Below are 26,499 nucleotides of genomic sequence, written 5' to 3' on the forward strand. Positions count from 1 at the left end.
ATTGGCGGTTTTTTTATTTGTAGCGTTAGCTCACTTTAAAATAAGCTCGCAAAGTTAAAACGAGAAACTAACTTTAGTGTAGAAGTATCGGCCTCTAGGGTTGTGTACACCTGAGGCATAACCGTATAGATCAGCGTCGCCATCACCAATTGCAAATGGTGGCTCTTCATCAAATAAGTTATTTACACCTAACGATACTTTAGTTGAGTCAGTAACACGATAAGATGTTTGTAAATCTACCAATGTTTGCGAATCAATCATACGTGATGTATTGCTATCAAAGTCTAAATTACCGTCAAAATCAATATCTGGGGTATCTTCAAACTCACCTACATAACTGATGTTTACGTTTGTATTAAACTCGCCAATTTCCCAGTTTGTAGAGAAAATCCAGCGGTGCTCTGGATAGCCATACTCACCGGTGTAATCGCGGCCATCTTTTTCAAATTTATCTTGGTATGCCCATTCTAAATTAAATTTCAATAAACCTAAGCCATCAAGTGAGTGATTGTAGTTAGCTGAAACATCAACCCCAGATACTTCTTGCGAAGAAACGTTTTCAAATGTGCTGTAAATTTTTTGAATTGTTCCTAAGCTATCGCCACCTGTAGGTGTTAAGCGTACACATACAGTACTATCTTGGTTATTACACTCAGAGTTATAAATTGGCCCAAACTCTTGCTCATCAATTTTGTTATCTTGAGTGATGCTCCACACATCGACACTTAAACCAAACTCAGCAGAAGGCGCCCAAATAAAGCCGACATTCCATGATTCTGATTCTTCAGCTTCAAGGTCAGGGTTACCAGCAAATTCAATGTTGTAATCAAGTGCATCACAATCAAGGCCTGTTGCCTCACATCGGTATGTATCTACAAAGAATTGGCTTTCTTGAGATGGACCCAAACCAACTTGTGCCAAGGAAGGCGCTCTAAAGCCTTGTGCCCAAGAGCCACGCACTGTGATTTTATCAGTAGGCGCCCAGCGAAGAGCTACTTTAGGGTTTGTTGTTGTACCGAAGTCACTGTAGTCATCGTAACGGCCAGCAAGTTGTAGCTCTAAATTATCAGCAAGAGGGATAGAAAACTCGACATAGGCAGCGTATTGTTCACGATCTGCAGATGCAGATACAGACTCTGTGCCAAATATTAAACCACGTTGAAATTGATCATCAGGAATGTCATTAACGTCTTCTTCACGGTACTCAATACCTGCAGCCATCATTACTACATCATCGCCAAAACTAAATGCTTCGCCTGTAATGTTTGCATCAAAGGAGGTCATGTGAGACTCACCACGACGCACTAAACTTGTTGTAATACGATCAATTACAGCAGGGTCGTTGTATGTGCCACCAAATGGATTGTAGTTTCCTGCATCAATTTCTTGTTGTAAGAAATCAGTACGCACCCAACCTTGTGTTCTATCACCTGTTTGAAGAGATTTACTTCGGCCTTTTTGTACAGCTGTTTCCCAGCTCCAGTCATTAAATTCACCTCTAAGCCCTGCAACAAAGCGAAGAGTATCTGATTCAATATCCCATTGGCGTGCGCCAGCATCAACTGTACGGTAACGACCAATTTGAATGTCTTCACCAAATGGATTGTTAGGGTGGCTAGCTGGGACAGTTAAGCCTGCATCTTCATCAAGTGGAGTAGGGGCTCCGGCCGCAACAGACGTATTGTGCTGTACTGCCATTTCTAAAAAGCCCGTAATGCCATTATCAAAGTTATATTCAAATTGAGAAATAGCACCCACGCGTTCAGACGCTGGTGCGATATAACCGTAAGGGCCGTAATCAAATAAACAACTGCCGCTTGAAGTTGCATTTTCAGCAGGACAAGCCGGATCAATTGTTTTAACACCGTCTACATAAAAATATCCAGGGAAGCCACGAGATGAGCGAAAATCTTCACCACCATAAGGTGATTGATTTGCTGTACCTAAGCTGCCCATTTCATCAGAAGAAAGAGATGTATTTTTGAAGTAATCGATAATAACTGACGCGCTACTTTTCTCGCTAGTAGTACCCCATACTAAACTTGCTGTTGTTTCTTCATAATTGGGACCATCAGTACCACCGTAGCCCAAATTAACTTCAACACCGTCAATGTCTTTTTTCAAGATAACGTTTACAACACCCGCCACTGCGTCTGAGCCGTAGATAGCTGAAGCACCATCTTTTAGTATATCGATTCGCTCAATGGCAGAAACTGGGATACTGTTAATATCTACAAGTGAGTTTGTGATACCTTCGGCAAATGCACTAATAGATACACGACGGCCATTGATTAGTACGAGCGTAGCATCAGCACCTAAGCCACGTAAACTAACAGCAGCAGAACCATTTGCAGTTGAATCTTGGTTGTTACCACGTGTTGAGAAAGTACCGCTACCCGCGACAGGCATTCTTTCGAGGAGTTGTTGTAGGTTGTCATAACCCATGTTCTCAATATCAGCTCTTGCGATTGATTGAACCGGAGAAGGTCCTTCGATATCTGAACGTTTGTTCGTGAGCCAGTTACTTCAATGCGCTCTACTTTTTTAGCTTCTTCAGCAGCGTAAGTTGTTGTTGTAAAACCTGCTGAAAGTGCGATTGTAGCACCTGCAATTAAGCTAGGTGTAAATGCAATTGATTGCTTCATCCTTAAGTCCTTGTTGATATGTTATAAATTTAGTTGCTCTATACCAATCCTTTTTAAATTGTTAAATAAATCCCATATTTAAGCGGATTGATATAACAAGCGACGACGTTAATATTATGTAACTTAAGCGTTGGCAATTAGACTGAAATGTGATTTTAGTATGGTTTTTTGTATGCTTTTGGATGATTTTAAAGCAGATGTTATGCGCTGAAGGAGGTTGAAATAGGCGCACATGCTTTATTTTGGAAATAACAAATACAGCCTAAATGCGAGTAATAATTAAATTAATTAATTCACAATAAAATTGTAGTAAATTATTTACATGTATAATCTGAATGAATAGTAATCTTATTGTATATTAATAAAACAAATAATAGTTGGCTTTTTAATAAAAAAAACGCCTAACTTGTTAGTTAGGCGCTGTGCTTATACTTTGTGTTTCATTAAACGTTCTTTTTCGCGAGACCAATCTTTATTTTTCCCGTCGTCACGTTTATCGTGCAACTTTTTACCTTTTGCTAGATGAAATTCAAGTTTCACCCAACATTTTTTCCAGTACATAGCTGTAGCTATTAATGAATAGCCATCTCGCTCTGTTGCACCGAGTAGACGGTCAAGTTCGCGTCTGCTTAATAGTAACTTACGATAACGCAACGGATCGCAAATTACATGGGTTGATGCACTATTAAGTGGCTGGATTTGCGCGCCAAGCAAAAATGCTTCGCCATTTTTAAGATGAATATAAGTTTCGGTGATGTTTACCTTACCTGCTCGGATACTTTTTACTTCCCAGCCTTGTAATTCAACACCTGCTTCAAACTTATCGTGTAAAAAATACTCATGTCGCGCTTTTTTGTTTAGCGCGATGGTATTACTTGTCGATTTTGATGAATTTTTCTTAGCCATAGTGCCCTATAATATACGTAATGTGAGATGTTTTACATCGATTTTTTAATAATGCTTTTAAAAATTAAGCTTTAATTTAAGCAGCATGAAAATTTGGGGAAACGCGCAAAGCTTGCTAAAATTCGCCCACACAGTTGGGAGTGAGTATGCCACAAATAGAAAAAAGTGCGCTGGTTATGTACAGCACTAAAGAGATGTTTGATCTAGTTAATGATGTAGAAGCTTATTCGCAGTTTTTACCAAATTGCTCAGACTCAAAAATTGTTTCACAGCATGATAATAACATGACCGCGAGTTTAGAAATATCCAAGGCGGGTATAAAAAAGTGGTTTACCACCGAAAACACCTTTGTTGATGAGCAAACCGTGTTGCTAAGCCTTGTTGATGGACCATTTAAGACGTTAAAAGGGCGCTGGCACTTTCAAGAGCTTGACGCCAAAGCATGTAAAGTTCACTTGCAACTAGAATTTGAATTTTCAAGTAAGTTAATAGAGCTTGCCTTTGGTAAGATTTTTAACGATGTTGCAAAAAATATGGTGAGTGCATTTACTCAACGTGCAAAACAGGTTTATGGAGCGAGAGCATGATTAATGTTGAGGTGGTATTTGCGTTACCAACCACGGCAACGTGTTTATCAATTGAAGTGCCACAAGGGACTACAGTAGAACAGGCTGTTATTCAGTCAGGTATTATACAAAAGTGCCCTGAGATAGATGCTACATCGCTAACTTTAGGTGTGTGGAATCGAACTGTAAAAGCTAACTATGAGTTAAAAGACGGTGACCGTATAGAAATATATCGTCCATTAATTGCAGACCCTAAAGATGCGCGTAGAAAGCGTGCAGAAAAAGCTAAAGAAGAGGGGCGTGCAAATAAAATAACGGGTGGCCGCCCACTCGAAAAGTAACGAAGATCGGTATAAACGTGGAAAATTTAACGGATTAAATCACACGCTAACGTTGTTTAAAATGGTAAAAGCTTTTAAATAAACCAATAAAAAAGGTGAGCCATGCTCACCTTTTTTTACCACTTGAGAAATTTATTGCTCGAGCGGTGTAGTAAAGTTTTCAGGTTGGTCATAATCACCTGAGATTGAAACTAACTTTTCATTTTCAAAGTTAATTACTAACTCTTTATTTTGCTCGTTTTTACGGCCCTTATTAAAGCTGTAAATATAACGCCAAGTATTGTTATCAAAGGCGTCCTCGGCAATAGGTCTGCCTAATACGTAAACAACTTGCTCTCGAGTCATATTTACACGAAGTTTTTCAACATCCGATTGCTCTAAAAAGTTGCCTTGTGGGATGTTAATTCGGTATACCCAGCTAGAGCAACCTGCTGCTGAGCTAAGTGTTAAAGCAACGATAAGCCAAAGAGAAAAAGTTTTTAACGACTGCATTGTTAGTTGTGATCCTTATTTTTTATAATCTGCATGATACCGATTAGTCACTGAAGGTAAAACCCTTTTAAGCAATTGTTTTCTGTTAAGGGCGTTAAGGTAATGTTTTGACCATTAATAATGAAAAAAGTTTACAGCACATCGAAACGAATATTTTAAAAACGGAGTCTACTTGGTTTTTATATATAGTTGAGACACGATTTGGTCATTGGTACACAGGGATCACGACTAATGTTGAAAAACGCTTTGCAACTCATCAAGCCGGCAAAGGGGCCAAAAACCTTAGAGGGAAAGGGCCGCTTTTACTTATCCATCAACAACAAGTTGGTAATAAAAGTGAAGCAAGTAAACTTGAGTATCAATTAAAAAAGCTTTCTAGAGCCAAAAAAGAAGCATACGTTTTAGCATTTAATACCGGCGACACTAAAATCATTTAGTTAATTTACTTAGATTAAACCGTATTCGCTGTGGGCAAAAGCTAGCTTTTAATATAGCTTTTGCTCACAAAGGAAATATAGCAGTTATAGCTGCTTAGCGATGTTTTTCAAAGGTAGCGACAAGTGCATCGAGTGTTTGAGCGCTGTTTGCCAAGTCACTAATAGCTTGCTCTGTATTGATTTGCTCGCTCATTGCTTTATCGCTAATTTCACTTATTTGCTCTATGTTACGACCTACATCAGCAACCACATTACTTTGCTGCTCAGTTGCAGTTGCAATAAGCGTAGCCATATCGTTTATTTGATTAGCTGTTTCGGCTATCGCATCGAGTAATTCTACTGAGCTTTGCATGGCTCCAACGCTTTGCTGCGCTTTATCTTTTGATTGGCTAATATCGTTAACTACATCATCAGATATTCTTGTAAGCTCTTCAATCATAGATTGAATTTCGGTGGTTGATTGCGATGTACGGTTTGCCAGAGCGCGTACTTCATCAGCAACAACAGCAAAGCCTCGACCGTGCTCACCTGCGCGAGCAGATTCAATTGCCGCGTTTAAAGCAAGTAGATTAGTCTGATCCGATATCCCTCTAATTGAATCCACAATACTTGCTATATCAACCGTTTTTTTAGAAAGCAAAGTAACTTGCTCTGTTATGCCATCAATATCGCTAGCTAGGGCTGATATAGTTGCCTGGCTTTGTAATACTTGTTTGTGGCTTTGAATGGTGTTCTCACGGCTGTTATCGGTTAACTTAGCTGTATTCGCTGCGCTTTGTGCTATTTCTTGCACTGTAGCACCCATTTCGTTGATAGCTGCTGCGACAGATATTGTTTGCTCTTTTTGATTATCAATTGCTTGCGAGTTTCGTTTTGCCTGTTCAAATACATGATCAGAACTTTGGCGAATATCGTGGCTTTCACTGGCAACTTGAGTAATAGCTGTTTCTATTTTATTTATAAACTGGTTAAAGCCATTACTTAGATTGTTGAGCTCTGGTTGGCTTGATTCTGGTAAGCGGTACGCTAAGTTTGCATCGCCAGAACCTAAGCGTGAAAATAACTCAGCCATTTTAGAAAGTGGAGATGAAAGAGAGCGAGCAAGTAAGTAACTAATCAAGCTAGCAACTAACGCGGTGATTACTGTAAAAGTAAATATTTGCCATTGTAGGGTGTTTACACTTGCGAATACTTCACTTTTTGGTACTTGAGCTACAACATATAAGTCAGTGTTTTTAATTGGGGTTGCAGCTATAAGAGTAGGTTCGCCATTTAAGTTAATTTCTTCTAGTGCAAAGCCATTACTATTAAATAGTTGGTTGTGGATATTTGCAGTATATAAATCGTCAATATTTGCTTTTGCTACTTTATTGGCATCTTTATGAAGTTGAATTAATCCATTTTTATCTGCAATAAATACAAAACCTGTCTGCTCAATTTTAAATTGCTGTAATAGCTTTTGCATATCAGTGATGCTTTTTGCAAGACCTGCTAAACCAGTACCATTAGCCTGCTGATGATTTACAAACATTTTCACATCATTGGCTGACTCTTGATAAATACTGATAGAGTAAGGTTGTTTTGATTGTTTGAACGCAAAAAACCAGCCATCGGCTGCATCATTTTTTAACACACGCAAAAACCCATTTTGGTTCCAGTACTGTGCAGTGTCTCTATTTGCCCAAGATGCTGTGGCTAAATCGTATTGCTGGGCAACGCGATTTAATTCTTTTAATAGTAATGTATCGTCTTGGTTGTTTGATTGAGCCCATTGTAAAATAAATTCGTTTGATGATAGTTGCTGAGCAGCACCAAGTAACTCGTTGATTTCACCGCCTATGTGATTGCTGATTGTTTGCAGTTTACTAGGTAGCTCTGACTCGATCATACGTTGCTCAATTATGTCTTTAGAGCTGTATAAAGAGGTCAAGCCAATCAGTGCCGCTACGCATATAGCAATAACACTGCCTAAAGCTGTGATTTTTTGAGTAATAGAAAGGTTTTGTATCGTCATGATATTAATTAATTTTACAACTGAGTAGAGGACTATACTAGCACATTATTTATTTAGAGCTAGATATTGCCTACTGTGAAATGAATAGAAGGTAGCGTGTTATGGTTAAAGTTTTATGAATATGCATAAAAAAGCCCATAAGCAAAGCATATGGGCTTGGTTTCTAACAAGCGAAACATTTATCGTTTAGGGTTAAACAATCTTTTTCATTGCTGACATGTAGCCACGTAATTTAGCACCTACTTTTTCAACTGGGTGTTCACGAAGGGCGGCGTTAATTTGAATTAATGTTTGGTTATCAACTTGGTTACTGTGCTCGCCAAGGCCTTTACCAATAACATCTGTATCAATTTTTTTCATAAAATCTGCAAGTAATGGCAAACATGCATGGTTATATAGGTAACATCCATACTCTGCAGTGTCAGAAATTGTACGGTTCATTTCAAAAAGCTTTTTGCGTGCAATAGTATTAGCAATTAATGGCGTTTCATGTAAAGACTCGTAGTAAGCTGACTCTTCAATAATACCGGCTGCTGTCATGGTTTCAAAAGCAAGTTCAACACCTGCTTTTACCATTGCTACCATTAAAATACCGTTATCAAAAAATTCCTGTTCTGAGATTTCTACATCGCCAGCAGGGGTCTTTTCAAAGTTAGTCTCTGCTGTTTCAGCGCGCCATTTAAGTAAGTTTACGTCATCGTTATTCCAGTCTTCCATCATAGTGCGTGAGAAAGTGCCGTCGATGATGTCATCTTGATGCTTATTATAAAGCGGGCGCATAATTAGTTTTAGCTCTTCGCTTAGTTCGAACGCTTTTACTTTTGCAGGGTTTGAAAGGCGGTCAAGCATGTTTGTAACGCCGCCGTACTTAAGTGCTTCGGTAATTACTTCCCAGCCGTATTGAATTAGCTTTGATGCATAACCCGCATCAACGCCTTTTTCTATCATTTTATCAAAACATAAAATAGAGCCAGTTTGTAACATGCCACATAAAATGGTTTGCTCGCCCATTAGGTCTGACTTAACTTCAGCAATAAATGATGATTTAAGTACACCTGCACGGTGTCCGCCAGTCCCTGCTGCATACGCTTTAGCTTGTGCTAAACCATGACCTTGAGGGTCATTTTCTGGGTGAACAGCAATTAGAGTTGGTACACCAAAACCGCGTTTGTATTCTTCACGTACTTCAGAACCAGGACACTTAGGCGCAACCATGATTACAGTAATGTCTTCACGTACTTGCATGCCTTCTTCAACAATATTAAAGCCATGAGAGTAGGCAAGTGTAGAGCCTTTTTTCATAAGCGGCATAATTGCACTTACTACAGCAGTATGTTGCTTATCTGGTGTTAAATTAAGTACTACATCAGCTGTTGGGATTAGTTCTTCGTAAGTGCCAACAGTAAAGCCGTTTTCAGATGCGTTCAAAAATGATTGGCGACGCTCAGAAATAGCTGATGCGCGTAATGTGTAAGAAACATCTAAACCAGAGTCACGTAAGTTTAAGCCTTGGTTTAAACCTTGTGCGCCACAGCCTACAATAACTAGTTTTTTACCTTTAAGTGCATCAACGCCATCGGCAAATTCGCCTGCGTCCATAAATTCACATTGCGCTAATTGCGCTAATTGCTCGCGTAAAGGTAAGGTATTGAAATAATTCGCCATTGTTAGTGTCCTATAAAGTCATGTTTGTTAGATGCGCAATGTTTACTGCGCTTACAAACACCATATGTAAAATCGTTGCTTGCGTAAAATGATATATTTGAATTAAAGTGTTTCATAATATGAAATACAGGGGGTTGGATGGAACATAAGCACTTAAACTACTTTTTAGCGTTGGCTAAAACACTTCACTTTGGGCGCGCAAGTGAGCTTTGCCACATAAGCGCACCCACTTTGAGCCGAAATATAAAACATTTGGAAGAAGAAGTTGGAGTGGCATTGTTTATCCGCGATAACCGAAGTGTTAAATTAACGCGTGAGGGGGAGTCCTTTATTGATTACGCAACGGCAACGCTTGCTAATTGGCAACGTTTTAAAACGAATGTAAAAGACCCACAACAGCATATTTACGGCAAAGTAAGTATTTATTGTTCTGTAACTGCATCTTATAGTTTTTTACATCAAATATTAGAACAACTTCGTGCGCAGCATCAGTACATAGAAATAACATTAAATACAGGCGACCCAGCACTTGCTATAAATCGTGTGCTTGATGGCCACGAATTAATGGCAATTGCAGCTAAGCCTAATAAATTACCGTCGCAAATTGCCTTTGTTGATATTGGGCACTCACCACTTTTATTAATTGGCCCAAAAATTCAATGTCCGATCACACAAAAGCTTACACAAAATAGTGATGGCATTAATTGGTCTGATTTAGAGTTTATTGTCCCAGAACAAGGTTTTTCTCGCCAAAGGTTAGAGCACTGGTGGCGCAAAAATAATATTCACGGAAAAATCTACGCTCAAGTTGCAGGACATGAAGCAATGGTATCTATGGTGAGCTTAGGGTTAGGTGTCGCTATGGTCCCTAAAATAGTGCTAGATAATAGCCCGCTGCAGGATAAGGTACAAATACTAACACCAAAAATGCAAGCACCTGAAGGGTTTGATATCGGTTTGGCGGTATTAAGAAAAGAGTTAAATGACCCTGCAATCAGTGCGTTGTGGAATATTGCGCAAACTTTAGAAGCAAAAGCAATTTAATATGCACACAGAGCAAGCAAATTAGTTAAATAGTATTAATATAGGTTGCGTATGAGTTTACTATTACTTAACATTGAGTGCTAATAATAAAAACAATGACGCTTGAGAGTTTATTTATGAACCACGCCGTATCACTTGCTCATTCTGCTCAATGCCTTAAAAAGGCGATTCCTTTGATGGTAAAATACCGCATGCCGGTTACGCCTATCAACTATGCAATTTGGTACTGTTACATTCAAGGGAGTAACCCTTCATTAAATGCTGAATTAGACCATGTTATTGCTGAGCAACAAACATGCTCACAAGACAAAGCAAAAGAAATTTTTGATAAGCATTTAACGCAAGACGATCTGGCTTTCTTTCAAGAAATGACTGAAAAGTTCCATACAACTATGGAGCAAGTCCAGCAAGATATAAGCACCACGCTTGAGCATTCCAAAAGCTTTACAACAAGTTTAGTTGATTCACAAAATGAATTAAATATGCTTGCTGATGTAAATTCTTATAATGAAATATTAGGTTGTGTAGAGCGCTTAACCGACGATTCTATTGCTATGCAGGATTATGCTAGAGAATTTCAAACTAAGTTAGCTGTTGCTTACAACGAAATAAAAGATTTAAAAGAAGCACTTAACATTTCAAAAGAAGCAGCTGATACCGACACGCTTACGGGGTTTTATAACCGAGGTAAGTTTGATTCAGATATCGTAAAATTTTGTTTTGAATACTCAGAGAAAGCACAGGAAGATTCTCTTGCCGTACTAATTATGTTTGATATTGATCACTTTAAACGTTTTAACGATGACTTTGGTCATCAAAAGGGTGATGAAGTATTGAGGTTAGTTGCCAAAAAAGTGAGAGAGAATACAACTGAAACAGCAAATATATATAGATACGGTGGCGAAGAGTTTTGTATAACAGCTTATTTTGACACTATTAACGATATAATAGCGTTTGCCGATTGTATACGTTTAGCTATTGCGAAATTAGCGATTCGTAAAAAGCATGATGTAACAGCTAAACGTGCTATTTCTGCAAGTTTTGGTTTAGCTATTTTACGTCCATTTACTAATAGCTCAGTTTTAGTTGAGCGTGCAGATAGAGCCTTATACATTGCCAAAACACATGGACGAAACCGAATAGAAATAGCCCCTGATATTTAATAAGCATCAGATGCTTGATTTATTACGGCTAAAGCCGCTATTAACTTTGGTAACCTAGTAGGCTGTAAGGTTAATAAAATAAAGTTGTTAGAGTTGGCTTCCTGCAGATTTTATTTAAATTAAAGCATTTGCCAGGTTATCCCTCATTTCCAAAGTTTCTCAAAGCACTACTAGCTTAGCCAACGCACATAACTAATTTGAAGGGTTTGTCACTTTAAAAACATAAAAGTTAACATTTGTGTATACAAATTGTGAATAATTGTAACCAGCTAGAGCTAGTTTAAAAAGACCTTGCTAGTATGGGGAACTTACTTAATTTAATTCTTTGATGTACGCTGATGCGGTATTCCTTCTCCTTATTAACTGCTCTATGTTTTAGCACTTTGTTTGCTTGCCTTTCGGTGCAAGCAACACAGGCAAGCAAGCATGCTGACGATTATACAGAGCAAGATATAACAACCGATCGTCTGCATTTGAGTTTAAGCGTGGGGGCTGGAGTTATAACCAACCCTTTGCATGGTGGAGATAATATTCCCCTTGTGCTTATTCCACAAATTGCGTTTTATGCAGAGCAATGGTTTTTTGATAATGGCCGCCTTGGCTATTCATTTTCACAATCCCCAAAGCATCACTTTAATCTAGTTAGTGAACTCAACTCTGAATCTCGCTTTTTTATAGACTGGCACCCTAAAAATGTATTTGCATTGCAAAGTAGTGTACTTAACAATCAGTTTGCAATGCAAAATGAAGCCTCGTCCTCTCGCTACGCTGATATTGATAATTTGCATAAACGGCAAATTGCCTTGGATGCGGGTATTGCATATCACTATGTAAATGAAGACCATGTTTTTTCAGTTCAGGCTCTGCATGATATAACCGATGTTTATCGAGGTGTACGCGGTGCATTGCAGTGGCAATATCATACTGTGCTAGGAAAGCTTAAAATAAAGCCAACACTTGGAATAAACTATAAATCTGCGGAACTAAATAGCTATTTTTATGGACTTAATGAGGGTGAAACTCAATTTGGCAAAATAGACGTTGGTAGTAGTTGGCAAGCTTATGCTAAAATCGACGCCCGTTGGCCACTGAGTAAGGCTGACTCTCTTCGTTTTCATGTAGCATATTACGACTATTCGGCTATGGATGGCAGTCCGCTCTTTGAACGTACTTATTCAATGACTGCATTTATAGGATTCGATCGTACTTTTTAATATGAAGTATTCAATATTAGTTGTGTTTATTACCACTTTTTTTAGTGGTTTTAGTGTGGCACAAACCCCTGTTTTTAGTGTTTCTCCTAAAGTCTGCGTGGTTTCCGAACAGCAGGATTTTTGCGATCTTGATTTACAGTTTAAATGGCTATTAAACACCTATAGTGATGTCTGTTTGTATCAACAAGAACAACTACTTCAATGCTGGCAGCAGCAGCGTTCTGGGCAATTTAATTATAAAGCGCGTGTTCAGGTGGAGACCATATACTCCTTAATCAATCCTCATACGGGTGTGTTAATAGCAAAAACACAGGTTGAAGTACAAAGCGCCCATGCTAAAAAAAATAGGCGTAGGCTTCGCTCTCCGTGGAGCTTTTTTTAATTTAGGAGCAACTAATGCCAAAAATTTTACTTGTTGAAGATGATCTCGGTTTACAACAGCTAACAAAAGATTACCTTGAACATAATGGCCTTGAAGTCGAAGTGTTAGAGCGTGGTGACGAAGTGTTTAATTACCTAGAAAACAATACACCCGATTTAATGATTCTAGACGTTATGCTGCCAGGTAAAGATGGCTTTAGCGTTTGCCGCCAAGTAAGAGATAAATTTACTCTACCAATTTTAATGTTGACTGCTAAAGGTGAAGACTTCGACCAAGTACTTGGTTTAGAACTTGGTGCAGATGATTATGTAATAAAACCAGCAGAGCCGCGTGTATTACTAGCGCGGATCAATGCATTACTACGACGTGGGCAACCAATAGTAAAATCTAGTGAAGAACTGCAGTTTGGTGATTTAGTCATCGATAAAACAAGTCGTATTGTAAAACTAAGTGATTCAGAGATTGTATTAACTTCGCACGAGTTTGAACTACTATGGCTACTAGCATCAAATGCGGGTGAAGTACTAAGCAGAGAGCATGTGCACCAACATATGATTGGCCGCCAATACGACGGACTTGATAGAACTGTGGATGTACGTGTATCTCGAATTCGTAAAAAATTAGGCGATAATAGTGATAAGCCGTATCGCATAAAAACTGTATGGGGACAAGGCTATTTATTTGTTTCTGATGCGTGGGATCTCTAGAACTATTTAAGGTTAATCGGCTGTAATGGGAAAACTGTTTACCAGCTTATACTTATATATCATTGTTTCATTATTTGTTGTAAGTGGTGTTATTGAGCAGCTGTGGCCCTATGAAGAGTCACAGCAGCAGGTCTTCTTAGACGATGAGTTTGGGCAATCACTCTGGTTGCTTTCGCAAACCCCAAATGGTCTTAAAAAGCTAAAGCATAACTTTGAAAGTAAAGTGATTGAACGACGGGATTTAATACTCCCTCAAAAACAACAATCGCAGCTAAATAAAAACCACTACTTATATTTGTATGATAAGCAACAACGCATTGTTTGGTATGTAGATCTCGGTAATGATTCATTACTTCAAGTAGGACCGGTAGGTGTATTAACGCAGCAATCATCTTCAGTTTGGCCGTATTTATTACTACTTATTATTGTAGGTATACCAGTTGGGCTATGGAGCTTTTTACTCTGGCGTGACTTTGCAAAGCTACGTAAAGCGTGTGAAGCGGTAGAGGGTTTGCAAGACTTTCAACTAAATGACTCTTCTAAGTCTTTCTTTTTACCTATAACTGATACACTAAAGGTAATGCAGCAACGTATTGAGTTTTTGCTTAGTGCACAGCAAGAACTTACCTCATCGGTATCGCATGAGTTTAGAACGCCATTAGCACGTTTAAAGTTTGCAATTGTAATGTTACAAGATCAAATGCTTGATGAAAAAGGCGAAAAATACCTAACCAATATGCAAACTGATATTAGTGAGCTTGAGTCACTAGTCTCTGAAATGCTTGAATACGCGCGATTAGACTCTCAACAACCAAGTTTACAGCCAATAAACTGCGATTTAGCTGGGCTGGTAAAAACCACTGTTGAAAAGCTAAATTTTGAAGCTAGAACAACACTCTCTATAAACCTCCCTGAGCATTTAAATTACTACTGTGATAGCCATTTTATGGCGCGAGTATTTCAAAATTTAATTGGCAATGCGCTCAAATATACTCATCAGCAAGTCAAAATTTCATTGCTACAAGAGGCAACTCACATAGTATTGATTGTTGAAGATGATGGTGAAGGGATTGACCCCGTTGAGCGAGAAAACGTATTTAAGCCTTTTACTCGATTAGATAAAAGTAGAGGCAAGGACACTGGTGGCTTTGGTTTAGGGCTTGCTATAGTGGCTAAAATTGTGTCGTGGCACCAAGGAGAGTGTAAAGCAGAAAGCTCAAGCTTAGGTGGTGCTAAATTTATTGTATATTTACCTATCAAATTTAAGACATAAAAAAAGCGCCTAAGGCGCTTTTTTTGCGGTTAAAAACCAAAATCAACAAGTAGCAATATAATAGACCGCAAGTATTTAAAAAAGTTCTCAATTATTTTTTATTTTTTTCAAGTAATGGCATTAACATTTGCTCAAGGCCATTTAGTTTAACCTCATACATCATCGCTAGTTGGCTACCAAGTTTTGAGTCAGGAAATCCCTGCTGTTTGAACCACACCAAATAAGGTTCTGGTAGTAGTAATAAAGGGCGCCCAGCATATTTCCCAAAAGGCATCGTTGTATTCACAGCTATTTTTAATTGTTTTGGATCCATAAGAGTTACTTAGGTTTTAAAGTCTGCGTAAGTGTAAGGGATTTTAGAAATATAAAATAGGCTGTGACGGGCAAGAAACAGCCTATTTTGCGAGGGAGTAGGCCCTCTGATTTAATAATTTTTTGTTGATTAATATAAACCTAGTTGAACTTTAATTAGCTGGGATCTAATTAAGTTATTATTAGAACATGGGGTTTTATTTAACCAACATGGATAGTCTACCTGTTTTTTATGGTCGTGGTGAAATGGCTTGTAAAGGAATGTAAATAGAATTGCTTTTCATTTAAAAACTAATAACAAAGCCTTAATGATTTTAAGGCTTTGTTATTTATAGACGTTATAAAAAGTGATTATTCGTTAAATAGCTCTTGTTTAACGTGCTCAGCAAAACCACTACCTGCCTCTAAGTAAAAGTTATAAGTAGAATGAACACCCATTTCTTCTAGCTCTTTTTGTTGATCAGGGTAGTTTGCAATAGCTGTTACTTGGCCTTTATAACCTGAGGCTTGTAGTTGCTCTAGCGCAAAAATATTTTGCATATGCTTTGGCATTGCAAGCATGACCATTTCTACTTGCGAATGATTTACTCGTTGCCAAAAGTCAGGATCTGTTGCATCAGCAATTAATACGTTGCGGCCTCTGTTAACGTGTTTATCTACCACTTCAGGTTTTATATCTATGCCTGCAACAACATTTGGGTGAGTCGCGTTGATTGTCTCATAAGCACCAGTACCAATACGTCCCATACCAAAAATGACTATTTTAGTATCGTTTAGGTTAACGGGTAGCTCTTCAGCTAAACGAGTTTTGCTTTCAAACTTTAATAGCCAGTGCTCTATTTTTACGTATAGCTCGTTTGAGCGCTTATTTAACGGCGAGGCAATTACAAAGGTAATAGAAACAGCAATTGCCATTACGGCCAGCCACTCTGAAGTGATCATGCCTGTGCTAGCCGCTACTGCACATACAATTAACCCAAATTCACTGTAGTTAGATAAACTAAAGGCGGTAAGTAATGATGTACGCGCGCGTAGTTTGAATATATTTGTGAACACGTAATAAAGCGCTATTTTAATAGGTAAAACTAAAACAAGTATAATGGCGACGATTAATGAGCTAGTGGTTAGCTCTGCGCTCAAGCCAATACTTAAGAAAAAACCGACTAATAATATGTCTTTTAAATTAAGTAGAGATTTTGATAGTTCTCCTGCTTTTTTATGTGGTGCAAACATCATCCCAATTATGAGTGCGCCTAGGTCGCCTTTTAATCCTGCAAATTCAAATGCATGATAACCAGCAACTAAAGCAAAGAAAAAACCAAATAGTGGTAATAGTTCACCATGTTTAGAGCGATTTAATACGCCATACATGACAGGTCGTAATAAAGGCAGAGCAATTATTAATGCAATTGCCCATACATTTGGAATTTTACCTGTACTAATCGCTAAAAAGATAACAGCAAAGATATCTTGCATGACTAGTATACCAATGGCTATTTTACCGTGTAGGCTTGCCATTTCTCCGCGTTCTTCAAGCACTTTTACTGCAAAGACAGTACTTGAAAAGCTAAGCGCAAACCCAACTAATAAAGCACTTTGCCAACTTAAATCAATAAACAGTGGAATAGCGAAAACACCAAGCAATAACATAAAGCCACTAAAAAGCGCGCTGCTAAAAATAATATGCAATGTTGCAGGCGCCCACACTTGGGGTTTAATTAAACTGTTTACCTTTAGCTTTAAACCAATACTAAAAAGAAGAAGGGTTACGCCAAGTGCTGCTATTGTATCGAGCAACTCTGTACTTTTATAACCCGATAAATTTAAAGCAAAACCTGCTAATAAAAATCCAATAAGAGGAGGCAGCTTTAACTGATAAACAGCAAAACCACACACAAACGCGGCGGCAAAATAGATTAGTTCCATAATTCTTAATATCACTTCATTTGGGGTTGCAGTGTAACGAAAAATTTATACCATTGAAAATAAAAATAGACCTAAAAATGAACGCGTCTAATCAGATACTTGCCTATCTGTGTATAAAAAATGCGCATCAAACATATATTTAATAGTAAATAGTATGTAAATAACATTTTTTCACTGACATTGGCTTTTAAATATGGTTAAGATGCGATAACGAAGAAGTTTAAGCGAGAGCAAATAATAGAACCGCTCAGCTTAAGGAGAAATATATGTTTAAAAAGATTTTAGCGTCGGTAGGTATTGGTGCTGCAAAAGTAGATACTGTTTTAGAGACTGAACACCTACAACCTGGTCAGCTTTTTAACGCACAAATAGTCATTACCGCAGGTGATGTTAGCCAAGATATTGCAGGCTTAGATTTATTACTTATGACCCGTGTTAAAGTGGCAGGTGATGATGGCGATTATTTTACCAATCATGTGATTGACCAATGGCGAATTACAGATATAGGTACAATTGAGCCGGGCGAAATTAAAAGTATTCCTTTTGAAGCACGCCTTCATTCTGAAACACCTATTACAGAAATTAATGCAGGTTACAATCAATCTCATGTGTGGCTTGAAACAGGTTTAGATATTGATTTAGCACTTGATCCGAGCGATAAAGACCATTTACATATTTACCCTAATGAAGCTGTTAAAACGTGCATGCAGGCGATGGAAAAGCTAGGTTTTAGCTTAATGAAGGCTGATGTAGAAAAAGGCCATTTGCGCGCTTCAACATTTCAATCGTTATCGGGTTGTTATCAGGAACTTGAATATAAGCCAAATAGCCGTAGTTTATTTGGCATTCAAGAGATCGAGTTGTCATTTGTACCAGAGGCACATAAAACACATGTGCTTATAGAGCTAGACAGGGCCTTTAGAGGCGATGGTTATGTAGATTTAACCATAGAGCATGACCACGTGAATTTATCGCAGTTGTGCGACCAACTAGAGCGCTTATTTGCTTAATATAAACTAACAAGTGAATAATTTTATTAAACCCGGCCTAGGCTGGGTTTATTGTTTATAGGATTTAAAATGCAATTTAAATGTGAGCAGTTTAATGCTTTAGATGCGCATACTCTTTTTACTATTATGCGAGGACGTGTAGACGTATTTGTTGTAGAGCAGGCGTGCCCTTACCCTGAACTTGATGATGTAGATATTGATTTAAATACACAGCATTTATATACATTAGACAATGGGCGGCTACACACTTATGCGCGATGCTATGAAAAAAATGAGCAATACAGCGCAATAGGACGCGTGCTGGTAAGTAAAAGCGCGCGTGGCAAAGGCGACGCCACTTTACTTGTAAGTAAAGCTATAGAGTGCTGTAAAGAGCGGTGGCCTGAACGAGATATTTATATTGGCGCACAAACCTACTTACTTGATTTTTACCGCTCCTTTGGCTTTGAAGATTACAAAAGTGAATATCTAGAAGACGGTATACCTCATCAAGATATGATTTTAAAACTCACTCAATAAATCCAATTTAAGTAGCTATAAAAAAGCCCACTAATGTGGGCTATTTTATTTAAAACTATTTTAAGGCTAAGGTATCATTTAGCTCAATAGTGAATGTAAAAACACCATGCCAATAGCAAGTGGACATACAAACTTAGTATACCAAGGCCATATTTTCCAAAACAATGTATTGTGAACCTCTGGGTTACCCTCTTGAATTGCTTTTAGTAATGAGCCTCTATACCAAATCCAGCCTACAAATATACAACACATAAGACCAAGTAAAGGCTGAGCTACTTTTGTAGTGAGAGTGATTACTAAGCCAAATAAGCTGCTAAGGTTACACACAATTGTAATGCTGACGACAGCGATTAGCGCCCCAATTAACCACGTTGCTTGAACGCGTTTCATCCCAAAGCGCTCTACGGTGTATGATACTGGCGCCTCTAACATTGAAATAGATGATGTTAAAGCGGCAATACTCATTAACGCAAAAAATGAAAAGCCCACAAATAAGCCAACTTCGCCCATTCCATCAAATAAAGCAGGGAGTACCTGAAACACTAATGTATCTTCAGAGAGTAGCTTACCCGTTGTGGCCGAGAATATTTCAACGCCTTGAGCTTGTGCTACATACATGGCCGGAATAATCAGTAAACCTGCAACAAAGGCTATAAATACATCAATAAGGGTCACATAGGCACCTAAAGAAACGAGGTTTTCTTTTTTACTAATGTACGATCCGTAAATAATCATTACGCTAGTGCCAAGCGATAAAGAGAAGAAAGCTTGACCTAGTGCACTTACTAATAGTTTTGCGTCAAAAATAGATGAAAAGTCAGGAACTAAGTAGGCTTTTAAGCCTTCCATAGCACCATCTTGCGTCATTACGTAGGCAATAAGTGCAAATAAAATGCCTAAAAGTGCAGGCATTAAACGCTTAGACCACTTCTCAATACCGTTTTCAACGCCTCTACTTATAATAGCGACAGTTAGTACGATAAAAATCATAGTAAATATAATATTTCGAGTAAGTGATTGCTCGCTTAACCATGTAGATGCTGTGTTGGCACCAACTAAAGTGGCTATGGGTTCAGCTGTGGCGCTGAGCATCCAACCGGCAACAATGGCGTAAAAGCTTAGTATAAAGCCAGCGCATAAAATACCGCCAAAACCAACAGCAAAGGCAAAGTGTTTTTGCCATGGCTTATTAGATATTTTTTGAAGTGATGACACTGCGTTTGCTTGGCCATGACGTCCAATCATAAGTTCAGCCATTAAAGCGGGGTAGGCTAAAAAGAACGCAAGGACTAAATATGCGACTAAAAATGCAGCACCGCCATTACTTGCTGTTTGTGTAGGGAATCCCCAAATATTGCCCAAACCAACGGCAGAACCCGCGGCGGCCATAATAAAACCAAAGCGAGAGCTAAACTCGCCTCTAACTGCGCTCATATTATTGTACTTCTCTATTGTGTGACGGCGGTGACAATCTACTGGAAATGTAAAAAAATAAAAAGTGCTTATTTGCTGATCTAGCACAAATTAATAAGTAAAGTGTATGTTATAACCATCGATTTTAATTGTTGTTATTAAGTCGTTTAAAATAACGAGTTGATTTTGTTTAATAATTGTTAATTACAGTCTGTAACTATTGCTTTACGGATTATGGTGCTGTGCAATAGTGAGAGTAAAGCACGCACCACCTAACTGGGTGCTTTTACTTACTTTAACGCTGCCATGATGCCAATCAGCTACTTTGGTAACAATGGCTAAGCCAAGGCCATAACTCTTATCGGCTCTATTACGGTGATCTTCCTCTCTAAAAAATGGGCTAAATACATTACTAAAGTTCTCTTGTGCGATACCAGGGCCGTCATCTTCTACCGTTATTATAAGCTGTTGCTCGTGTAACTTTGCACTGAGGTAAATATGTTGGTTTGCAAAATCACATGCATTAGTTAATAAGTTAGTAATTGCACGAGCCAGCCAGTGAAGATCTGCATTTATTATTTTATCTGTACTATTGAGTTGTACGTTGAGCATTTGCATTTCAAGTTTTGGTGCAAGTTGAACTAAAATATCTTCAAGGTAGGATTTAATATTGGTTGATGAATAGGTTAGTTTATTCGCGTTTTGCTCTAATGTAGCAAATGCTAAATAGCTACTAAGCATCGATTCCATATGATCTAAATCGTTCTCCATACGGGTTAAATACTGTTTTACTTTTTGCTCATCATGGCTATCTAATGCCGCATCTAAACCAAATCGCAGGCACGCGATAGGGGTGCGGATGTCGTGAGACAAACTTGAGGCCATTAGTTTGTTTTCGGCGACAAGTTTCTCTATTTGGCTAGCCATGCGGTTAAAAGTAAGTTCTACATCTTTTATATAGGTAAAGTGCGATACCTTTATTCGGGCTTGAACATTACCAGAGGCAAACTTTTTAGCGGCTTCATTTAAGACTGTCAGCCGTTTAGCTAAGGGCGCGATAATAAACCCCATAAATACACATAGGCCTGCGTAAAATAGTAGAGTTAATATAATGTCGTTATGCTGCTCGCTATCAAAAATTTTATCTAAACGCATTGATAAGTGAAAAGGATTTAAAACGTCGCTACTATAAAGCATATAAAAGCCTTGCTGATCTTCTAAAATCAGCCCACCTGGCGTGTGCATTTGTAATAATAAAGAAGGTGGTAAAGCGAGTGACTCATTTGGCTTGTAGTCAATTAAAACATCAAACTCTCGGGCTAGTTGTTTTACATAATCGCTGCGCTCAGATGTAGGTATGTTAGCTAACTGCTTATTAAAACCCATGATCATTTTACTTTGCTGACTAAATTCATCTTGTGGGGTATGCGCTTGTTGACTAAAAGCATCAATAAGCCAGCCCAATACCACAATAGATAAAAGTGCACTGCCTAGAAGCGATATATAAAACTTTTTCATTTATTTATTCATCGCTCTATTACCACGCGGTAGAAACAAGTAAATATCCACGGCCCCAAATAGTTTTAATTTTTTCAGGGTTTTGTGGATCATCATTAAATTTTTTACGAAGTGCAGAAATAAGTACATCAACACTTCTATCAAGCCCGTCGTACTCTCTACCTTTCGTCGCTTTAAATACGGCATCGCGTGAGACAACTTGACCTGCATTGCTTGCAAGGTAGTGTAATAATAGATATTCGGCGCTTGATATGTTTATATCTTGCTCGTTAAGGGTCACATTTCTAGATTCGGTATTAATACTAAGTGCACCAACTTGAATAACGCTTTGGCTAACCTGTGGCTTATTTGGCTCATTGTTTTGACGCAGTGCTGCTTTTATGCGCGCTAGCAATGCACGCGGACGCACCGGTTTCATTATGTAGTCGCTTGCGCCAACTTCTAAACCAATAACTTCATCCATCTCTTCATCGCGTGCGGTGAGCATTATAATAGGCGAATTATAAAAGCTACGAAGCTCTCTACATACGCTTATACCATCTTGCCCCGGGAGCATAATATCAAGGAGCACAATATTTGGGTTTAACGTTTTGACCTGGCTAACAACTTCGTCACCACGATGACAAACATGCGTTGTATAGCCTTGCTCTGTTAAATATTCAGCAACCCATTGCGCTAGTGATGCATCGTCTTCAACAAGTAAAATAGTGCCGTAGTTATCCATAAAATATCCCTAATGCAATTGGTATTAAAATAGTCGCCAGCGGCGTTTTTTTTGTCTGTTTTGATAAACCCATTGTAGTTTTACTTCTGCTGTACTGATGACTTTGGATGTATTGCTATCAAATAGTTCAAATGAAATACTTTGCTGTGAGTCAAAAGCATAATTAAAAGTACCACTTTGTTGCTTTAGCCAACATTGCATAATGTACTTTGAAGTTGCATCGCGTAAGCAGTAATTACCAATGATAGGTTGCTCCCACGTAAGTGTAACATCGGCATAGCAATTACGCCCTTCGCGCAGTGCAACGCAAGTGTCGGGTAGTGCTATGAGTGCTTCAGGGGGGTCCTGCGCTTTAACAGTAAAGGTACTGGGAAAGATCAGTAATACCCAGATCCATCTAAAATACATAACGTAGGCCTACCTTGGCTTTATGTTGATATCCTTGGGAAATAATTGGGCTGTCGTCAATTTCTTTTGAAAACCATGTAGTAAGCCAACCGGATAAAAACACCCAATCTTGGCTTATTGGATATTCAGCATGGAACTCAAAGATAATACTAGTACTGGTATTGCTGGTATAAATCGGGCGAAGGCTGGTGGCTTCATCGCTATCAATGCCAAAGTAATAATTGGTAAAGTCAGCAGAGTAGGCGCTTAAACCAACACCAGACCTAAACTCCCAGTTTCGCCATGGCAAAATGTGGCTAAAAAAGCTATTTATAACCCAGCCATTATGGGCACCAGATATGTCATGAAGGTATTCAAAGGAGAATTGTGAGTTTTCAAATCGGCGCGAGAGCCTAAGACCAACATCAAAATCGTAATTACGTTTTTTAATACCTTGGAGTTCTTTTATAACACCGTGGTTATAAAACCCGAGGCCTTTTTCGTCAAACCCGGCTTGAGTATTTGTGCCAAGTATATCTAAGCCCCAATCAAATTTATCTATAAGGCTGTAACCAATTACAAGGCCACCGCTGAGTTGATTGTGGTCAAAATCAAGATAAAATTTATCGTAAGAAACAGCAAGACTTAAATCAAGCTCAACGCCCTTATCGTAAGATTCGATACCGATTAGGTAAGAATCTTCAATATAAAAGCCCGCACCGGCACTCCAATCCCACGCAAAGCCTTGGGTTGGTTCTAACGTATTGTCTGCATAATAGCGATTACTTGCCATACTTGTGGTGCTAAAAATAAAGCAAAAAAGCAATGTTATGCTCAGTAAAGTATGGTTAAGCAAAGTGTTTCTCATCCCTATGGGGCCTAATTATTATTTGTTATTAAGCGTAGTATATTGTTAATTCGTTCCTTTAATCTGTAAAAAAATGTAGTAAGTGTTAGGTCTGTTGAACTTTCAAAGTTAAATTTGCAGCAGTCTGTTTGGTATTTAGGCAAGGCAGAGCCTATGCAGTGTGGCTATTCCCCATAAATGGGCGATAACGTAGCATTAATGCCAAACAGGCGCTGCCCAAAGGGTTCTTCCTAGGGGCTATTTACTCTTTGTTGCTCGGTTTTTACTTATTCTTACATGGATGTAAGCCATTAGAATAACGCAGGAGCAGTTATCGAGCCCACTAGGTTACAAACCTCGCGCCGCGATTAAATAGCCCCTAGTTTGAACAAATTTTAATCCGTAAAGAACAACAGACCCTAATTTACTGAACTTTAATTTTATCGATTAATATACTGCTTAAGTAAAACTGCATCATAGGCGTTAATGCGCTTACTTCTGTTCTGTTACATGGACCACTAAGCTTGGCAAGGCTAGATAACTTTGACAACGTTTTGTACTGAGGAATTTGAATGTCTTTTCCAAGTCTTTCCATGCGGGCTTCATCAGTGTTTTGCTGATGGACAAAAGCGACAACCTCAAGCTCATTAGTTATTTTTTGCTCTTCGGTGAAACTATAAACTAGTGGCTCACGATGAAAACTTGCACTATCAATAGAAGATTTAGCAAACCAAACAACATCACCCGATGCTTTGTGTGTGAGGCGCATACTTACTTGTGCGAATATTGCAGCACATTCCTGAGTTGGGTATTGCTGAGCAATATCTGAATATAATGTAAAAGGGTTCTCAGGTTGCTTTATTGCGTACTTAACATCGTCAGTGAAAGTTAAATCAAGTTGCTGAATAGTTAGTGTGTAGTCGCTGTTATTTTTAGTGGTTACTTTTAGCTGTTTATCGTTAAGTGCTTGGCTAATTTGCGATAAAAGTTTATCGGTTACACTTGCCTTATCGGTAATAATTTTTACTGTTTGGTTTCTAACTACCTTATGTGCAGGAAGTTGAACGGATTTAACTTTTGGGGATGAGTGTTCTGTGGTGTACTCAAGCTGGTAGGTCTGACTTTTTAATGTTGGCTTTAATGGCATAGCCAGTGGCTCGGCCGGCTGCTTTGTAAGAGTACAACCAGTTGATAATATAACAAAAAGTGACACAACTAAAAAACGCATAAGTACTAAACACTCACTAAAAACCAAATAATCGTCGTATTGTACGTTAGTCCAAACAAAACTTCATGATATTATCTACATAGATGTAGTTAAAAAGATAAAATTTATAAAAATGAAGTATCTCAAATCTTTATTGTATAGCCTACCTGCTTTGTGTTTGTTGTTCAGCTCTGTGAGTTTTGCAGCAAAAGCAGATCCTGATTGGGATGCATTTGTAAAAAAGTACGGCCGTTATGCGCAAAAAAAACTGAAAAATAAAGGCATACCAGGCGCTGCACTTTCGATTGTAAGTACAAACAACTCAGACTACATCCACACCATGGGTGTAACTAAAACCCGAAATGGACAAAAAGTAAATAAGCATACCCGGTTTAGGCTCGCGTCTGTTTCTAAAACATTTGCAGGCTCGTTATCTGCTAAATTAGCCAATGAGGGTTTACTTAAATTAGATAAAGCTGTTAGCGATTACATAACTGAGTTCAAAGGGACTGTTTATCAAGATGATTTAAAGGTATTTCACCTTCTAAGTCATGCAAGTGGGTTGGTGCCTAATGCGTACGATAATTTGATAGAGTCTCGTATGGATTACCCCAGTATTGTTGAAAAATTACTTAGTGTTAAACCTATTTGCAAACCAGGCGAATGTTATGGTTATCAAAATGTTATGTTTAGCCTTATAGGTAATGTGATATTACAAAGCAGTGGTAAAAGTTACGCGCAGTGGTTACGAGAAACTATTTTTGCGCCTTTAAAAATGAGTGATGCCAGCTTAGGTTTTGAATCTATGGTTCAGGATGAAAATTACGCATTACCACACGTGCGCGGTACAAAACGTTGGTATAGCGCTAAGCTTAAAAAAAATTATTATAAAGTGGGACCTGCAGCGGGTGTAAACGCAAGTGCAAGTGACATGGCCATTTGGTTAAAAGCCCAGCTAGGGCAATACCCTGATGTTTTGTCATTGGATACTCTCGCAAAGCAAACGCGTCCTTATACACATACAAAAAAAGAAATGCATCGCAGGGTGTGGAAAAAACACCTTAATGAGGCTTATTACGGACTAGGTTGGCGGGTTTATAATTACGCTGATGAAACGCTTTACTATCATAGTGGCTGGGTGCAAGGATATAGAAGCGATGTGGTTGTGTTTCCCCACTTAAATGTTGGTTATAGTTTAATCGTTAATGCTGAAACCGGCGTAATAAATGAATTAACAACTGAATTTATCGACAGGCTATTAGAATACAAACGAGGTGAAAAAATATGAATAAAATAATATTAGCAATCACTTTTTTAGCCTTGTCATTTAATTGTAGTTTGGCATTTGCCGCACCTGATGAGGTATATTTGTTTCGTCATAGCGAAAAGTTAACTGGGAAAAACCCAGCGCTCTCAGAAGAGGGTAAGGCACGTGCAAATAATTTAGTTACTTTGTTTAAAGAACATCAAAATATACATCTTTTTAGCAGCAACTATAAACGCACGTTGCAAACAGCCGCACCTTTGCAGGCACATTTTAATACCAAATTAAATGTGTATAACGCAGGTGAGCTAGGTGATTTAAAAAATGAGTTACTCAAACTAAAAGGTGTAGTTGTTGTTATTGGGCACAGTAATACGATGCCGCAACTGGCTGAACTACTCTCCAATGAAAAAGTGCCAGCTATGAGTGAAACACAATTTACTCAGTATTTTATATTGCATAATAAGCCCAGAAGTAATGGCACTGATTATGATGTAACGCACCATACAATGAGCTTTTAAAA

25 protein-coding genes and 1 pseudogene are annotated in these 26,499 nt (G+C 38.4%); 13 read left to right on the forward strand and 13 right to left on the reverse strand.

The window, feature by feature from the left end; translation table 11 throughout:
- Positions 1 to 54 precede the first annotated feature (54 nt).
- Positions 55 to 2,645, reverse strand: a pseudogene (locus tag JG479_RS04775) (TonB-dependent receptor).
- 426 nt (positions 2,646 to 3,071) lie between these two features.
- Entirely contained in the window at positions 3,072 to 3,551 is a 480-nt protein-coding gene (gene smpB / locus JG479_RS04780; RefSeq protein WP_004335699.1) for an SsrA-binding protein SmpB, read from the reverse strand.
- 146 nt (positions 3,552 to 3,697) lie between these two features.
- Between smpB and JG479_RS04785 the strand changes: the two genes are divergently transcribed.
- Positions 3,698 to 4,138, forward strand: coding sequence for a type II toxin-antitoxin system RatA family toxin (locus JG479_RS04785; RefSeq protein WP_004335701.1), 441 nt, complete (start codon positions 3,698 to 3,700; stop codon positions 4,136 to 4,138).
- On the forward strand, positions 4,135 to 4,458 hold the full coding sequence (locus tag JG479_RS04790; RefSeq protein ID WP_004335703.1) for an RnfH family protein: 324 nt from the start codon (positions 4,135 to 4,137) through the stop codon (positions 4,456 to 4,458). Before JG479_RS04785 ends, JG479_RS04790 begins: the two co-directional genes overlap by 4 nt.
- Positions 4,459 to 4,590: 132 nt before the next feature.
- Here the strand turns inward: JG479_RS04790 and JG479_RS04795 are convergent, their stop codons facing one another.
- Positions 4,591 to 4,950: an outer membrane protein assembly factor BamE gene (locus tag JG479_RS04795; RefSeq protein ID WP_004335706.1), complete on the reverse strand. Its 360-nt coding sequence runs from the start codon at positions 4,948 to 4,950 to the stop codon at positions 4,591 to 4,593.
- A gap of 107 nt (positions 4,951 to 5,057) precedes the next feature.
- On the opposite strand from JG479_RS04795, the gene JG479_RS04800 reads away from it, so the two are divergent.
- A complete protein-coding gene (locus tag JG479_RS04800) occupies positions 5,058 to 5,387 on the forward strand; it encodes a GIY-YIG nuclease family protein (protein WP_004335709.1) in 330 nt (109 codons plus the stop codon).
- A gap of 94 nt (positions 5,388 to 5,481) precedes the next feature.
- On the opposite strand, the gene JG479_RS04805 is transcribed toward JG479_RS04800, so the two are convergent.
- Positions 5,482 to 7,401 (reverse strand): methyl-accepting chemotaxis protein, encoded by a 1,920-nt coding sequence (locus tag JG479_RS04805; RefSeq protein WP_200220062.1) that lies wholly within the window; start codon positions 7,399 to 7,401, stop codon positions 5,482 to 5,484.
- A gap of 192 nt (positions 7,402 to 7,593) precedes the next feature.
- Positions 7,594 to 9,066 carry a ketol-acid reductoisomerase gene (ilvC, locus tag JG479_RS04810; RefSeq protein WP_004335714.1) on the reverse strand — a complete coding sequence of 491 codons (1,473 nt, stop codon included), beginning with the start codon at positions 9,064 to 9,066 and terminating at the stop codon, positions 7,594 to 7,596.
- Between the two features lie 138 nt (positions 9,067 to 9,204).
- Between ilvC and ilvY the strand changes: the two genes are divergently transcribed.
- The 6 genes from ilvY to JG479_RS04840 all read left to right on the forward strand — a co-directional run bounded on the left by ilvY (position 9,205) and on the right by JG479_RS04840 (position 14,849).
- Positions 9,205 to 10,110: an HTH-type transcriptional activator IlvY gene (gene ilvY / locus JG479_RS04815; RefSeq protein WP_004335717.1), complete on the forward strand. Its 906-nt coding sequence runs from the start codon at positions 9,205 to 9,207 to the stop codon at positions 10,108 to 10,110.
- 116 nt (positions 10,111 to 10,226) lie between these two features.
- Complete coding sequence (locus tag JG479_RS04820) at positions 10,227 to 11,273, forward strand: GGDEF domain-containing protein (RefSeq protein WP_175413886.1); 1,047 nt, start codon at positions 10,227 to 10,229, stop codon at positions 11,271 to 11,273.
- Positions 11,274 to 11,674: 401 nt separating this feature from the next.
- Positions 11,675 to 12,487: a MipA/OmpV family protein gene (locus JG479_RS04825; RefSeq protein WP_200220063.1), complete on the forward strand. Its 813-nt coding sequence runs from the start codon at positions 11,675 to 11,677 to the stop codon at positions 12,485 to 12,487.
- 1 nt (position 12,488) lies between these two features.
- Positions 12,489 to 12,869 (forward strand): DUF3019 domain-containing protein, encoded by a 381-nt coding sequence (locus JG479_RS04830; RefSeq protein ID WP_024594944.1) that lies wholly within the window; start codon positions 12,489 to 12,491, stop codon positions 12,867 to 12,869.
- A gap of 14 nt (positions 12,870 to 12,883) precedes the next feature.
- Positions 12,884 to 13,576, forward strand: coding sequence for a response regulator (locus JG479_RS04835; RefSeq protein ID WP_024589922.1), 693 nt, complete (start codon positions 12,884 to 12,886; stop codon positions 13,574 to 13,576).
- A 25-nt stretch (positions 13,577 to 13,601) separates the two neighbouring features.
- Positions 13,602 to 14,849, forward strand: a complete 1,248-nt coding sequence (locus tag JG479_RS04840) for an ATP-binding protein (protein WP_200220064.1) — start codon at positions 13,602 to 13,604, stop codon at positions 14,847 to 14,849.
- Positions 14,850 to 14,940: 91 nt separating this feature from the next.
- Here JG479_RS04840 and JG479_RS04845 read toward each other — a convergent pair whose 3' ends face one another.
- The gene (locus JG479_RS04845; protein WP_024606183.1) at positions 14,941 to 15,162 is read right to left on the reverse strand and encodes a DUF3820 family protein; all 222 of its coding nucleotides are present in this window, start codon (positions 15,160 to 15,162) and stop codon (positions 14,941 to 14,943) included.
- 350 nt (positions 15,163 to 15,512) lie between these two features.
- Positions 15,513 to 17,087: a cation:proton antiporter family protein gene (locus JG479_RS04850; protein ID WP_004335737.1), complete on the reverse strand. Its 1,575-nt coding sequence runs from the start codon at positions 17,085 to 17,087 to the stop codon at positions 15,513 to 15,515.
- A 266-nt stretch (positions 17,088 to 17,353) separates the two neighbouring features.
- On the opposite strand from JG479_RS04850, the gene JG479_RS04855 reads away from it, so the two are divergent.
- Both JG479_RS04855 and JG479_RS04860 read left to right on the forward strand, forming a co-directional pair.
- Positions 17,354 to 18,097 (forward strand): sporulation protein, encoded by a 744-nt coding sequence (locus JG479_RS04855; RefSeq protein WP_182720956.1) that lies wholly within the window; start codon positions 17,354 to 17,356, stop codon positions 18,095 to 18,097.
- Between the two features lie 69 nt (positions 18,098 to 18,166).
- Positions 18,167 to 18,616, forward strand: coding sequence for a GNAT family N-acetyltransferase (locus JG479_RS04860; protein ID WP_193226640.1), 450 nt, complete (start codon positions 18,167 to 18,169; stop codon positions 18,614 to 18,616).
- A gap of 78 nt (positions 18,617 to 18,694) precedes the next feature.
- Here the strand turns inward: JG479_RS04860 and JG479_RS04865 are convergent, their stop codons facing one another.
- The 6 genes from JG479_RS04865 to JG479_RS04890 all read right to left on the reverse strand — a co-directional run bounded on the left by JG479_RS04865 (position 18,695) and on the right by JG479_RS04890 (position 24,733).
- On the reverse strand, positions 18,695 to 20,050 hold the full coding sequence (locus tag JG479_RS04865; protein WP_182720957.1) for a sodium-dependent transporter: 1,356 nt from the start codon (positions 20,048 to 20,050) through the stop codon (positions 18,695 to 18,697).
- 204 nt (positions 20,051 to 20,254) lie between these two features.
- A complete protein-coding gene (locus JG479_RS04870) occupies positions 20,255 to 21,547 on the reverse strand; it encodes a sensor histidine kinase (RefSeq protein ID WP_182682682.1) in 1,293 nt (430 codons plus the stop codon).
- 19 nt (positions 21,548 to 21,566) lie between these two features.
- Positions 21,567 to 22,271 carry a response regulator transcription factor gene (locus JG479_RS04875; RefSeq protein WP_024597092.1) on the reverse strand — a complete coding sequence of 235 codons (705 nt, stop codon included), beginning with the start codon at positions 22,269 to 22,271 and terminating at the stop codon, positions 21,567 to 21,569.
- Between the two features lie 24 nt (positions 22,272 to 22,295).
- Entirely contained in the window at positions 22,296 to 22,679 is a 384-nt protein-coding gene (locus JG479_RS04880; protein WP_024597091.1) for a DUF3019 domain-containing protein, read from the reverse strand.
- A complete protein-coding gene (locus JG479_RS04885) occupies positions 22,669 to 23,451 on the reverse strand; it encodes a MipA/OmpV family protein (RefSeq protein ID WP_234047872.1) in 783 nt (260 codons plus the stop codon). Before JG479_RS04885 ends, JG479_RS04880 begins: the two co-directional genes overlap by 11 nt.
- 478 nt (positions 23,452 to 23,929) lie before the next feature.
- On the reverse strand, positions 23,930 to 24,733 hold the full coding sequence (locus tag JG479_RS04890) for a hypothetical protein (protein ID WP_002963149.1): 804 nt from the start codon (positions 24,731 to 24,733) through the stop codon (positions 23,930 to 23,932).
- A gap of 112 nt (positions 24,734 to 24,845) precedes the next feature.
- On the opposite strand from JG479_RS04890, the gene JG479_RS04895 reads away from it, so the two are divergent.
- Positions 24,846 to 26,000 (forward strand): serine hydrolase domain-containing protein, encoded by a 1,155-nt coding sequence (locus JG479_RS04895; RefSeq protein ID WP_200220066.1) that lies wholly within the window; start codon positions 24,846 to 24,848, stop codon positions 25,998 to 26,000.
- Positions 25,997 to 26,497 carry a SixA phosphatase family protein gene (locus JG479_RS04900; protein ID WP_200220067.1) on the forward strand — a complete coding sequence of 167 codons (501 nt, stop codon included), beginning with the start codon at positions 25,997 to 25,999 and terminating at the stop codon, positions 26,495 to 26,497. Before JG479_RS04895 ends, JG479_RS04900 begins: the two co-directional genes overlap by 4 nt.
- Positions 26,498 to 26,499 lie beyond the last annotated feature (2 nt).

The sequence above is a fragment of the Pseudoalteromonas sp. LC2018020214 genome (assembly GCF_016598755.1).
Lineage (GTDB): Bacteria > Pseudomonadota > Gammaproteobacteria > Enterobacterales > Alteromonadaceae > Pseudoalteromonas > Pseudoalteromonas distincta.